General features: G+C 59.2%; 10 protein-coding genes. 8 read left to right on the plus strand and 2 right to left on the minus strand.

All coding sequences use genetic code 11. From position 1 onward, the window contains the following. The first annotated feature begins 68 nt into the window (after window positions 1–68). The 5 genes from BS627_RS10540 (at window position 69) to BS627_RS10560 (ending at window position 4,926) form a co-directional block, all read left to right on the plus strand. Window positions 69–1,031: an ABC transporter substrate-binding protein gene (locus BS627_RS10540; RefSeq protein ID WP_077983169.1), complete on the plus strand. Its 963-nt coding sequence runs from the start codon at window positions 69–71 to the stop codon at window positions 1,029–1,031. A gap of 57 nt (window positions 1,032–1,088) precedes the next feature. After that, a complete protein-coding gene (locus tag BS627_RS10545; RefSeq protein ID WP_077983170.1) occupies window positions 1,089–1,979 on the plus strand; it encodes an ABC transporter substrate-binding protein in 891 nt (296 codons plus the stop codon). Next, the gene (locus BS627_RS10550; protein WP_077983171.1) at window positions 1,976–2,899 is read left to right on the plus strand and encodes an amino acid ABC transporter permease; all 924 of its coding nucleotides are present in this window, start codon (window positions 1,976–1,978) and stop codon (window positions 2,897–2,899) included. The genes BS627_RS10545 and BS627_RS10550 overlap by 4 nt, the downstream gene beginning before the upstream one ends. Then, window positions 2,899–3,675, plus strand: a complete 777-nt coding sequence (locus tag BS627_RS10555) for an amino acid ABC transporter ATP-binding protein (protein WP_165691219.1) — start codon at window positions 2,899–2,901, stop codon at window positions 3,673–3,675. The genes BS627_RS10550 and BS627_RS10555 overlap by 1 nt, the downstream gene beginning before the upstream one ends. A gap of 69 nt (window positions 3,676–3,744) precedes the next feature. Beyond that, on the plus strand, window positions 3,745–4,926 hold the full coding sequence (locus BS627_RS10560) for a M20 aminoacylase family protein (protein ID WP_077983173.1): 1,182 nt from the start codon (window positions 3,745–3,747) through the stop codon (window positions 4,924–4,926). A 379-nt stretch (window positions 4,927–5,305) separates the two neighbouring features. On the opposite strand, the gene BS627_RS10565 is transcribed toward BS627_RS10560, so the two are convergent. Both BS627_RS10565 and BS627_RS10570 read right to left on the minus strand, forming a co-directional pair. Beyond that, window positions 5,306–8,386, minus strand: coding sequence for a multidrug efflux RND transporter permease subunit (locus tag BS627_RS10565; protein ID WP_077983174.1), 3,081 nt, complete (start codon window positions 8,384–8,386; stop codon window positions 5,306–5,308). 14 nt (window positions 8,387–8,400) lie between these two features. Beyond that, window positions 8,401–9,573: an efflux RND transporter periplasmic adaptor subunit gene (locus BS627_RS10570; RefSeq protein ID WP_077983175.1), complete on the minus strand. Its 1,173-nt coding sequence runs from the start codon at window positions 9,571–9,573 to the stop codon at window positions 8,401–8,403. Window positions 9,574–9,738: 165 nt separating this feature from the next. Between BS627_RS10570 and BS627_RS10575 the strand changes: the two genes are divergently transcribed. From BS627_RS10575 to BS627_RS10585, 3 genes are all read left to right on the plus strand, one after another. Then, entirely contained in the window at window positions 9,739–10,428 is a 690-nt protein-coding gene (locus BS627_RS10575; RefSeq protein WP_077983176.1) for a response regulator, read from the plus strand. Further along, on the plus strand, window positions 10,425–11,489 hold the full coding sequence (locus BS627_RS10580) for an ATP-binding protein (protein WP_077983177.1): 1,065 nt from the start codon (window positions 10,425–10,427) through the stop codon (window positions 11,487–11,489). The genes BS627_RS10575 and BS627_RS10580 overlap by 4 nt, the downstream gene beginning before the upstream one ends. 147 nt (window positions 11,490–11,636) lie before the next feature. Next, on the plus strand, window positions 11,637–13,175 hold the full coding sequence (locus BS627_RS10585; RefSeq protein WP_077983206.1) for an MFS transporter: 1,539 nt from the start codon (window positions 11,637–11,639) through the stop codon (window positions 13,173–13,175). Window positions 13,176–13,178: the final 3 nt, after the last annotated feature.

A 13,178-nucleotide genomic window follows, 5' to 3' on the forward strand; every position in this document is an offset into this window, starting at 1 on the left:
TAACATTTGTACGATTTCAAGTGTACATTTACTCTCGAGGCATCAAAAAAACAAACGAGTAAAAAATCATGCCCTTGAAACTTCGTCTTGCCCTTCGAGATTGGGACTATATGACACCGCTCGTTCTGGGAGATGTCTCGTCTCCAAAACTCCAGATCGAGGTCGATCGGGTCAGCACTCTCATTTCGAACATCGCTGAAGACGAGGCTCACGACGCTGCCGAAACCTCCTTCAGCCGCTACGCGCAGATGCGTCACGATGGCGATGAGAGCGTTATCGGTATGCCGAACTTTATCATGCGCGGCTTCCGCCACCGCTGCATCATCACCACCAAGGATAGCCCGATCCGCACGCTTGCCGATCTTGCGGGCAAGAAGATCGGCGTGACCGGCTGGCGCGATTCCGGCAATATATGGACCCGCGCGGCCTGCCGTCGCGAAGGCGTGGGGGTGGAAGACGCCATGTGGTATGCTGGCCGTCTGACGGAAGCCCATCCTATCACCGACCGTCTGGATGGTTTCGGTCGTCCAGGCCGCATCGAGGCGGCGCCGGGCGAACGCCCGATGGTTGATCTGCTGAAGGATGGCGGGCTCGACGCCGTGTTCACCCCCTTCATGCCGAAGGGCTTCTTCGATCAGGACTCCCCCTTCCGACAGGTTCTGACGGATTACCGGGCTTCTGAAGTCGCCTATTTCAACGACGTCGGTTATGTGCCGGGCATGCATCTTATCGGGTTCAAGGCCCATATCGTGCGCGAAAATCCATGGATCATGGATGAGCTCAGCGAGCTTATCGACGCCTCCCAGCGCATGTGGCTCGACAAGCGCGAAAAATACGCCGACACAACGCCATGGATGATCGACGAGTTGCGCCGTTGCGCTGCGGATCTGCCGCCGGACTGGAGTGCCAGCGGCTTTAAAAAAAACGAAGTCATGATCGTCGATTTCGCCAATGAGCTTCACGCTCAAGGCATTCTGCCGCGGCTTTTGACGCCCGCGGAGCTGTTTCCGCTGCACGCCGCAGGCAACTGACGACAACAGACAGACCTTGGCAATTCAACCGTTGCAAACAAGAAGGGGAATACCAAAATGCAAACGAAATTCATTGCTTCCGTCGCCCTTGCCGGGCTCATTCTCGCTGGACCGGCTCTTGCCGAGACGGCGCCCGCTCCAAAGCAGAGCGTGAACGAGGAACTTCGCGCCCGGCTTCCGGAAAAAATCCGCTCCGAAGGAAAGATGGTCTCCGTCAACAATGGATCCTTTCCTCCCTATGAGATCGTAACCGGCACCAAGATGGAAGGCGCAAGCGCCGACCTGACGGATGCGCTGGGCGAGCTGCTCGGCATCAAGATCGAGCATGCAACCGTCGGCGGCCTGCCAGCGCTTCTGGCAGGCGTCAATTCCGGGCGGTACCAGTTTGCATTTGGTCCTGTCGGCGATTTCAAGAGCCGCGAAGAAGCGAATGACTTCGTCGACTGGGTACAGGAATTCGTCGTCTTCGCTGTTCAGAAGGGCAATCCCAAGGACATCGTCTCGCTCGACACATCCTGCGGCCAGCGCATCGCCGTCATGGCTGGCGGCTCGGCTGAGCGCGTGATCCAGGCCCAGGCGGAAAAATGCAAGGCCGATGGCAAGGCCGCGATCGAGGTTCAGTCCTACACCGACCAGCCAAGCTCCATTCTGGCGGTTCGCTCCAAGCGCGCCGACGCCTTCTTCTCCTCTCAGGCGCCGTTGACCTATTTCGTATCCCAGGCCAATGGCCAGCTGGAACTGACGGGCGTCGGACAGAAGAACGGTTTCGATGACCTCTATCAGGGCGCTGTCGTTCCCAAGGGCTCTGAACTCGGCCCGGTTCTTCTCGATGCCATCAAGGTGCTGATGGACAACGGGACCTATGCGGCCATCATGAAGAAGTGGGGTCTTGAGAATAACATCCTCACGCAGCCCGGCATCAATCTCGGGGGCCAGTTGCCAAAATGACGAGCTCTGTTGAAATGAAAGTGCCGCTTTCGGGTGGCGCTGATCTGCGGGATGTGGCGACAGCCCATACCCCGTTTCGTACGGGAAGACTTGTGCTGTGGGTCGTCATCGTCCTCGTCGTCGCCAATTTTGGCTGGATCGTCGCCAACAACGAGAACTTCGGCTGGCCCGTCGTCGCTCAATATTTCTTCGATCCGACCGTCATCAGCGGTCTCTATGTCAGCCTCGGGCTAACCGTCATCGCCATGATCCTTGGCATCATTCTCGGCCTCATCATCGCGATTGCCAGAATGTCGAAAGACGGTCTGGCGAACTCTTTCGCTTCGCTCTTCATCTGGTTCTTCCGCGGCACGCCGCTGCTCGTCCAGCTGATCTTCTGGTACAATATGTCCACCCTCTTTCCGCAGCTCTCCATCTCGATCCCCTTCGGGCCGACGCTTGCAAGCTGGGACACCAATTCCGTAATTACGCCAATGACCGCTGCAATCGTTGGTCTGGCCCTCAATGAAGCGGCCTATATGGCGGAAATCATTCGCGGTGGTCTTCTTTCAGTCGATCGCGGGCAGGCGGAAACGGCAGAAGCCTTCGGCATGACCAAGGCACGCGCACTCTGGCGCATCATCATCCCTCAGGCCATGCGTTCCATCGTTCCGCCCACCGGCAACCAGCTGATCAGCATGATCAAGGCAACATCACTTGTCAGCGTCATTGCCATGGCCGATCTTCTTTACTCGGTTCAGTCCATCTACAACCGGACCTTCGAGATCATCCCGATGCTTCTCGTGGCCGTCATCTGGTATCTGCTGATCACATCTGTCCTCAATGTGGGTCAGAACTATATAGAGGCCTATTACGGCCGTAGCGACCGCCGCAATACCGACGTTACAAAGCCAGCACGGGAAGAGGAGGCTAGTCATTGATCTCAGCTACAGACCAGAAGCCTCTCGTGCAGGCCCGCAACGTCCACAAGTCATTCGATCATCTGGAGGTTCTGAAGGGTATCGATCTGGACGTGATGCCAGGCGAAGTCGTGGTCATCCTCGGGCCGTCCGGCTCAGGCAAATCCACCTTCCTTCGTTGTATCAACCACCTGGAGACAATCCAAAAGGGATCGATTGCCGTCGATGGTGAACAGATCGGCTATCGGGTGAAGAACGACCGGCTGGAGAAGCTCTCCTCCAACAGCATCGCACGTCAGCGTCGCAAGATCGGCATGGTGTTCCAGCAGTTCAATCTCTATCCGCATATGACGGTGCTGCAGAACATCATCGAAGCGCCGGTGGGCGTCCATGGCGAAAGCCGCAAGAATGCAACCCAAAACGCCATGCGCCTGCTGGAACGGGTTGGCTTGTCAGAAAAAGCATCCAGCTATCCGCGCCAGCTTTCCGGCGGGCAGCAGCAGCGTGTGGCGATTGCACGAGCTCTGGCAATCAAACCGAAGCTCATGCTGTTCGATGAACCGACTTCCGCGCTCGACCCGGAACTCGTCGGCGAAGTTCTCGCCACGATGCGCGACCTTGCAAGCCAGGGCCTGACCATGATCGTCGTGACGCACGAGATCGGTTTTGCGAAAGAAGCGGCAGATCGGGTCATCTTTATGGATGGTGGCAATATCGTCGAGATGGGCAAGCCGGAGGACGTTATCGGCAACCCGCGACATCCGCGAACACAGGCTTTCCTCTCCCGCTTTCTGTAAGCGAGACGTTTTCTCCCCAACTTGACGCCATTTAACGGCTGGCGTCCTTTTCAAGACCCTGGTGGACCCATGCTAAACGACAACCAATATGCCCGCGTTTCCGATTTCGAGCCCATGGAGGCGGAACTCAAGGCCACGCGCCAATATCTGCACGCCAATCCCGAGCTTTCACAGGAAGAGGTAGAAACCGCTCGCTATGTGGCGGAGAAACTCGAAGCCTGGGGCTTTGAGGTGACCCGCAATGTCGGCGGTCACGGCGTCGTCGCCCGCCTGAAAAACGGCAGCGGGAGCAAGAGCATCGGCATTCGCGCCGATATGGATGCACTGCCGATCATGGAAGAGACCGGGCTTGCCTATGCCAGCAAGACCCCCGGCAAGATGCACGCCTGCGGCCATGATGGCCATACGACCGTTCTGCTCGGCGCTGCCGAATATCTGGCACGCACGCGCCGCTTCGATGGCACCGTGACCCTGATCTTCCAGCCCGCAGAAGAAAACGGCAAACCCTCCGGCGCGCAGAAAATGATTGAGGACGGCCTTTTCGAGCGCTTCCCCATCGACGCGATTTTCGGTCTGCACAATCATCCCGGCGCACCGGAAGGCACAATTTTGACGCGCTCCGGACCGATGATGGCGTCTTCCGACACGGTTAAGATCACGGTCAGGGGCAAGGGCGGCCACGCGTCCCGCCCACATCTGACGGTCGATCCGATCGTCGTGGCCTGTAACCTCGTCGTTGCACTCCAGACCGTCGTTTCGCGCAACATCGACCCCACCCAGACGGCGGTAGTCACCGTCGGTACCATCCATGCGGGAGAGGCGGTCAACGTCATTCCGGAATATGCGAAACTGGCGCTCAGCGTGCGCTGCTTCGAACCCAAGGTGCGCGATCTGCTGGAGCGTCGCATCACCAAGCTCGCGCAATCCATGGCGGAAGCCTATGACGCCGCCATCGATATCGAGTATGAGCACGGCTATCCAGTCGTTGCCAATTCGGAAGCCGAAACCGCCTTTGCGCGGTGCGTGGCGGAGGAACTGATTGGAAGCGACAAGGTCACCACCTGCCCGCTCATTCCCGGCAGCGAGGACTTCTCCTATTTCCTCGAAAAGAAGCCCGGGAGCTTTCTGCGCCTTGGCAACGGCATGAATTCTGCCATGCTGCACAGCGCCAAATATGACTTCGCCGACGAAACTCTCACGGTCGGAGCAGCCCTATGGGCGCGCTTGGCCGAGCGATTTCTGCAACAGTGATCTGCATTTGGCGAGCCCACGCCACCACTCAACCCCGCCTGTTCGCGGAGCGCCCTGATTGGCATGGTCTGGAGCGATATGGATCCTGGAGGCCGGTGCGCTGAAACCACAGGGGATTGGAGAAAAGGTGCCAAGAGAAGGCTTGCACCGGACGGAGCAGGAAATCGTTCGCGGCGCCGTCAGTTTTTTACTGAGTTCGGGTTCGAAGGCCGGACTTGCGGGCGTGCCAAGCGGCTGGGTATGACTCAACCGTTGCCCTGCACTTGTTCCCCAAACAAGGAGACGCTGGTTGAAAGGATATAACACGAAGGGTTCGTCCGGCGATGGATTCCGTCCAGGTCATTATGAGGGCGCCTGCGCACCCTCATAACTCCTCTTTTCAGGGTCGTCTCACCGACGCCACGATGACGTAAAACACAGGGACGAACAAAACGGCAAGGACGGTTGCGGAAATCATCCCGCCGAAAAGACCCGTTCCGATCGCATTTTGTGTTTCGGAACTTGCGCCCCTGGCGATAACGAGCGGAACGATGCCGAGCGTAAAGGCGAGCGAGGTCATGACGATGGGCCGCAGTCGAAGTCGGGAGGCTTCGATGACGGCGTCCTTGAGGGATTGTCCATCCTGCTGCCTCTTTCGCGCAAACTCCACGATCAGCACCGCATTTTTTGCCGACAGGCCGATGAGTGTGATGAGGCCGACTTTGAAGAACACGTCGTTTTCCAACCCGCGCAGATGAACCGCGATGACGGCCCCAAGGATGCCAAGCGGCACGACCATCATGACGGAGAGCGGAACGGCCCAGCTTTCGTAAAGCGCTGCGAGCACCAGGAAAACGATGAGGAATGAAAAGGCCATCAAAATCGGTGCCTGCGCACCGGACTGGCGTTCCTGCAACGATTGACCGGTCCACTCAACCGCAAAGCCTTTCGGTAATTTCGCGGCGAGCCGCTCCATTTCCTGCATCGCCTTGCCGCTGGAGACGCCTGGTGCGGCGGAGCCAGAAATGCTGCTGGATGGATACCCGTTATAGCGGGTGAATTGCAGCGGCATTGTTGACCATTCGGGTTTGACGATTTCCGAGAGACGGACCATCTTGCCGGCATCGTTGCGGACGTGGAGGTTGAGAACGTCATCCACCTGCATCCGGCTTGAGGCCTTTGCCTGCAAGATCACCTGCTGCAGGCGTCCATCGCGTGGGAAATCATTGACGTAGGTCGAGCCGACCGCGCCGCTCAGCGTATCGGCGATGGTTGAATAGGGCACGCCGAGCGCGCTTGCTTTCTGCCGGTCGACGTTCAAGGTGACGCTTGGACCACGGGGAAGTCCATCCATGCGTACATCGCGAACGAGCCTGCTCTCAGCCGCGAGCTGCGTGAGCTGGGCCACAGCCTTGGCAAGCGCCTCTGCCCCGTGGTTGGCACGGTCCTGCAACCTCAACGCAAAACCCGATGTCGTGCCGAGTTCATCGATTGCCGGTGGCTTGAGGCTGAAAACCTGTCCCTCCTCTGCCGTAGCCATCGCGACCGTCGCGGCATTTACTTCTTCATCGACGGTTATCTTGCGTTCGCCCCACTCCTTGAGCGTTGTGAAGGACATGGCGGTGTTTGGTCCCGAGCCCGAAAAGCCGAAACCCGTAATCGTCAAATTATTGGCAATATCCGACCGGGTCTTGACGTGTTCTTCGAACAGATCGACGACAGCGCGCGTCCGTTCCGCCGTGGCATCCGCCGGTAGAGTGTAGGATGTCATGAACGAGCCCTGATCTTCATCCGGCACAAAGGCCGTTGACACAGTCGCATACCCATAGGCGACCGCGCCGATGATCGCGAGGTAGACCACCATGGTCCGTCCGGTCTTGCGCAGGAGGATGGCGACCCAGCCGGCGTACCGCTCGGTCAGGCGTTCAAAAGCACGGTTGAACCAGCCGAAGAATCCCTTTCTCTGATGGTGATCGGGACTGATCGGCTTCAGCAACGTTGCGCACAGCGCGGGCGTGAGGCTGAGCGCAAGGAAGGCCGAGAACAGAATCGAAACGGCCATCGACACGGTAAACTGCCGGTAGATTGCCCCAACCGAACCGGAAGCCATGCCCATCGGTAGGAAAACCGCCGTCAGAACAAGCGTGATGCCGATGACGGCGCCGGATATTTCCGTCATCGCTTTGCGGGTCGCTTCAAGAGGCGAAAGCCCTTCCGTTGCCATCAGACGCTCGACATTTTCTACGACGACGATGGCGTCGTCGACAATGATGCCGATTGCGAGAACCATGCCGAACATCGTCAGCGCGTTGATCGAATAACCGATCGCCAGCATGACCGCGAATGTACCGAGAAGGGCGATAGGCGCGACGATGGCGGGGATGAGCGTGTAACGCAGGTTTTGCATGAACAGCAGCATGATCAGGAAAACCAGGACCATGGCTTCGGCGAGCGTCTGAACCACCTTCTGGATGGAAACCTTAACGAACGGCGCCGTGTCATAGGAAATGGCGTATTCCATCCCCTGCGGCATGGTCGCGGCAAGCTCCGCCAGACGCTCACGCACGCCATTGGACGTGCTTACCGCGTTGGCGCCCGGCGTCATCTGAATGGCGGCCGCCGTTGCGGGTTTACCGCCGTCGAGGATGGAGAAGCTTGAGCTCTGGGATCCAACTTCGATTGTCGCGACGTCCCCCAATGTCAGTCTGGAACCATCGGAATTGGAGCGCAGGATGATCTGCGCGAATTGTTCCGGGGTCTGCAACTGGCCGTTTACATTCAGCGGCACGGTGACCTTCTGGCCCGGCACAGTTGGAGATTCACCGAGGCGTCCAGGGGCGACCGGAACATTCTGCTGTTGGATCGCTTGGGTCGCCTCAGCCATCGAGATGGAATGGGCGACAAGGCGGACGGGATCGAGCCAGATGCGCATCGCCGCTTCCGAACCGAACGACTGCACACGGCCGACGCCGCCGACGCGCTTGAGCTCGGGCGCGATATTGCGCACGAGATAATCGTCAAGGGCAAGCGCGTCGAGCGACCCGTTTTTCGACTTCAGCGAAACGATCATCAGGAAGCCGGACGATGCAGATTCAACAGTCAAACCCGCGCGGCGAACCTGTTCCGGCAGGCGCGGCTCCACGGCCTTCAGCCTGTTCTGCACATCCACCTGGGCAAGCTCGGGATTGGTGCCGGGCTTGAAGGTGACCGTGATGTTGGCGGAACCGGAGGAGTCGGCCGACGAGTCGAAATAAAGGATATTCTTGGCGCTCGAAAGTTCGCGCTCGATTAGGCTGGTAACGCTGTCATTGATCGTCTTCGGCGTCGCGCCGGTATAGGTGGCATAGATCGAGACGCTTGGCGGCGCGATGACGGGAAAGCGCGAGACCGGGAGCTGGGGGATGGAAATGACCCCGGCAATCACGATCAAAATGGCGATAACCCAGGCGAAAACCGGCCTGTTAATGAAAAACTGCGGCATGATATGTCCGCTCCTTAGCTTTTTGTCTCTGGCGCGGCGAGGGAAAAGGGTACTGTCTCAAGCGGCTGTGCGTTTTCGACGCGATCCTGCCCCAGGACGACGACCGTTTCTCCGGCGGCAAGTCCTGATGTGACGATGTATTGACCGTCCGTTATCGGCCCCAACTCCACGGTTCGTCGCACACCGGTCTTGTCTTGTCCGATGACGACGATCTGAGGCCGACCGGCTGGATCGCGGGTAATGGCTTCCTGCGGCACGCGAATTGCGTCGCTGTAGATGGCGCGAGGCACCATGGCGCGGATATACATGCCCGGAAGCAACTGCTCCTCCGGGTTGCTGACGAGGATGCGAATACCAAGGCTTCCCGTGGCGCTATCGACGGAAATATCCGAAAACAGGATCTTTCCGTCATGGGCAAAGGGTTTACCGGCAATCGTCGCGATCTTGACCGGCAGTTCGTCCGGATTTTGCGATCCCGCCTCTGCAGCCGTGTCGCGCAGCGCTTCAAGGCTCATAGCGGATTGGCGAACGTCCACATAGACCTGATCGATCTGCTGAATGACGGCAAGCGGTGTCGTTGCAGAGGCCGAGGCAAGCCCGCCTTCGCTCATGAACGACTGGCCAATGACGCCGCCGATGGGACTGCGTAAGGTGGCATAGGAAAGCTCCAGCTTTCGCCGCGCCAGAATGGCCCTGGCCTCCGCCACATTTGCCTTTGCCTGCGCCAAAGCCGCCGTTGCATTGTTGAAGGACTCGGTGCTGGTGATCTCGCGCGACGACAGGGATTTCGCCCGTTCATATTTGACCTGGGCATTGAGAAGTTCTGCCTCTGTGCGCGCAAGCACGGCGGCTGCCGCATCCACATCGGCGGAGAACGGTGCAGGGTCGATCTCGAACAGGGGCGTGTCGGCTTTGACGAACGCGCCTTCGGTGAAGAGCTTCTTCTGGATGATGCCGCCCACCTGGGCGCGGATTTCCGCAGTCCGATAGGCCGAAACCCTGCCTGGTAGCTCGTCATACACCGTCACCGTCACCGTTTCCGGCTTTACCGTCATGACACTGACGCGTGCAGGCGCCGCTACTTCGGAGGCGCTGCCTTCGCCCTGCCCGCTGTCGCTGCATGAACACAGAAGAATGATCGGCAGGCACAATGCGCCGAGTTTCCAGAAGCGTGATCCGCGTTGCATGTATGTCCACCATTGAATTCTTGAAAAATCTCTTTGATGGCGACCCTCTATGATCTGAGGGTGGTGGCTATGTGTAGGAATTGTTGAGGTTTCGTGGAGGCCGCAGTCTCTCACTCGACGGCGCCGACATTCGGTGGCATGGAGGTGTCAAGGAGTGTGAAGACGATGGCTGAACTGGTCTTGATCGCTGAAGACGACATGGAAATTGCCGGCATACTCGAGGCTTATTTTGTCCGCGAGGGTTTCCGCACGGCGCATGCCCGCGACGGCAAGGTGGCCCTTGAACTCCACCGCTCACTCAAACCCGATATTGTTCTGGCTGACGTCACCATGCCGCGGCTGGACGGATGGGCGGTTCTGGCCGAGATACAAAGGCGCGGCCATACCCCCGTCATCATGGTTACCGCGCTCGACGAGGATGTCGACCGCCTTCAGGGGCTGCGCATCGGAGCCGACGACTACATCGTCAAACCGTTCAACCCAATCGAGGTGGTGGCGCGGGCAAAGGCAGTCCTCAGACGCGCCGGGCTCGCCCAGGCGGGTGCCGTCGTCCGGGTCGGCAATCTAACCATCGATCTCGACAGCTATCAGGCAAAGGTCGACAAAGACGGCGAAACTATCCGACTGTCGCTCACCTTGACAGAGTTCCGCCTGCTGACACATCTGGCGCGAACGCCGACCAAGGTTTTCACCCGGGGGGAGCTGGTCGACGCCTGCCTTCCCGGTTCCGATGCACTCGACCGCACCATCGACAGCCATCTCAGCAAATTGCGCAAAAAGCTCGATCAGGCCGGCGGAGAGGGAATGCTCGCCAGCATTCGTGGCGTCGGCTACCGTCTGGCGGTCGAGCCATGATGCTGAAGAAGGGCCTCAGCCGGCAAATATTGCTGGCCATGTCATCAATGACCGTGGTTGTCTGTCTGGTGGTCTTTTTCGGCACCTATATCGCCTTCGGCATCATTTTTTACTTTTCGCCATGGTCGCAATACGAGGAGAGTTGGCTAACAGGCGTCGACTTCATCATCCTCTCCATTCTCATCTTCATAGCCCTCATCGTCGCCGCTATCGCATCAGTCCGATTGACCCGGCGTATTCTACAGCCGCTTGAATCACTTGCCCAAAGCGCACGACGCATCAAGGACGGCGATCTCTCCGCGCGCGCTCTGCCGGGGGACCAGTCGCTTGGGGAAACCGCCCATCTCGTCCAGGATTTTAACGCCATGGCGCAGCGTCTCGAGGACATGGCGGCCGATATGAAACTCTGGAACGCCACAATTGCCCACGAGTTGCGCACCCCGCTCACGATCCTGAAGGGCCGTCTTCGAGGGATGATAGACGGCGTGTTCGAACCTGACGAAACCTCGCTTCATGCCCTCGTGATGCAAGTGGATTCGCTGGCGCGGCTTGTCGAGGATCTGCGCACTGTGACGCTGGCGGACAGCGGCCACCTTGACCTGCGCATCGAGCCGGTGCGGCTGAAGCAGGAAATCGAACAGCTTGGTAACCTGCTGGAACAGGAACTGCGGGAGGAGGGTTTCGAACTTCGGCTCAGCCTCGCCGATGTCGTGGTTCAGGCGGATTCTATGCGGATTCGGCAGGTGCTTCTTGCCCTCGTGACGAATGCGCGCCGTCACGCCGTGCGCGGCGCTATCGATGTGACGCTTGGGGTCGAAGACCGCGTCACGCGCCTGCGCGTTATCGATGAAGGCCCTGGTCTCGGTGACGATATCGCGCCCTGGGCCTTTGAACCCTTCAGAAGAGGCGCCAGGACCAGCCTTCATGAAAAGGCCGGCAACGGGCTTGGTCTGTCCGTGGTGCGCGCGATCGTGGAGGCCCATGGCGGCAGGATTCGGTATGCGCCATCCGCCAAAGGCGGCGCGATGTTCGAAATTTCGCTCGCCCGGCCGGTCTCCTGACCACGGTCACCGCGTGACCGAAGGACGTCGTCTCCACGCTTTCTCCACAATGCCTCCATGGAACGACAAAGGGCTGCCAATACGGTACAGGCCGCGGCTTCAGCCGGGATCAGCCTTGCGCGATCAAGACTTCTGATGGTGAAAACAATGACGGTGTCTGTCGACCCGAATAACGTCACGCCACCCTCCGCGCTGCACGCGCGTCGGTGGTTCATTCTCATTGCGGTCATGCTGGCATTTACGCCCGTTGTGATCGACATGACGATCCTTCACATCGCCGTGCCGTCGCTGACGCTGGCTCTGCAAGCCTCAACCACGCAGGTGCTCTGGATCATAGACATCTATTCTCTCCTGATGGCCGGATTGCTCGTGCCGATGGGAACCCTTGCCGACAGGATAGGTCATAGAAAAATGCTGCTGACCGGCCTGTTCGTTTTTGGCATCGCCTCCCTCGTGGCTGCATTTTCGCTGACGCCCTGGATGTTGATCGCCGGGCGTGTCCTGCTTGCCTTCGGCGCGTCGATGATAATGCCTTGCGTTCTCGGCATTATCAGGCGCACGTTCGAAGACCCGGGCGAACGCGCGATGGCGCTCGGTCTCTGGGGCACGGTCGGTGCCGCCGGCGCCGCCGTCGGCCCACTGGTGGGCGGCGCGCTTCTCGAGCATTTCTGGTGGGGATCGGTCTTCCTGATCAATATTCCCGTCGTGCTCGTCATCATGCCGATCATTGCTTTCATCCTGCCGAAAAACGAAATGGTTTCTCCCGGCAAGTGGCAGATAAGCCAGGCTCTGTTGCTGATCGTCGGTCTCATCGGACTGGTCTATGCCGTCAAAACCGGTTTCGGTGGCAAGCAGCCGTTTGTGATCGTCGTGCTCGCTCTTCTCGTCGGCGCAACGGCCCTGGCGATTTTCATTCGCTCCCAGCTTTCGGTCGCGCAGCCAATGCTTGACATAGCCCTCTTTTCCCGCCCCGCGATCGTGACGGGTGTGGCGATGGCGATCGTCACGTCGGGGGCGCTGGCGGGTGTCGAACTGACCCTTGCCCAGGAGATGCAGTTTGTTCTCGACAAGACGCCGCTGCAGGCGGGCCTCTTCATGCTGCCCATCATGATTGCTGCCGCTGTTGGCGGCCCTTTCGCCGGTTTCCTGTCGAACCGGCTCGGCCTTCGCTCGGTCGCAAGCGCGTCCCTGCTGATTGCCTCTCTGTGCCTTCTTTGGCTGGCGCGAATGGATTTTCATGACCCCGGCCTTATCGTACCGGCATGTCTGATGCTGCTCGGACTATCGCTCAGCATCGGCCTCACGGCTTCATCGATCGCCATCATGGGAGCCGTGGAGGCTGAGAAAGCCGGTGCCGCCGGTTCGCTCGAGGCAACCGGCTACGAGCTTGGCGCCGGCCTCGGTATCACCTTCTTCGGCGTGGCGCTGTCGGCAATCTATATGGGTGCACTGGTTCTCCCGGCAGGCGTTCCGGCAGAACTCGCAGATGCTGCACGCCATTCGATCGGAGATACCTACGTACTGGCAGGCAAACTGCCCGAAAACGTCGCTGCGGCACTGGTAACCGCCGGCAAGAGTGCCTTTTCGCAGGCGCATGCGGTTCTGTTGACCGCGGCGGGCACGCTGATCGGCCTGCTTTCGGCAGCCGTATTCCTTGCCCTCAAAAACGTCAAGGCGGGCCACTGAGCC

The organism is Agrobacterium salinitolerans, from assembly GCF_002008225.1.
Taxonomy (GTDB): domain Bacteria; phylum Pseudomonadota; class Alphaproteobacteria; order Rhizobiales; family Rhizobiaceae; genus Agrobacterium; species Agrobacterium salinitolerans.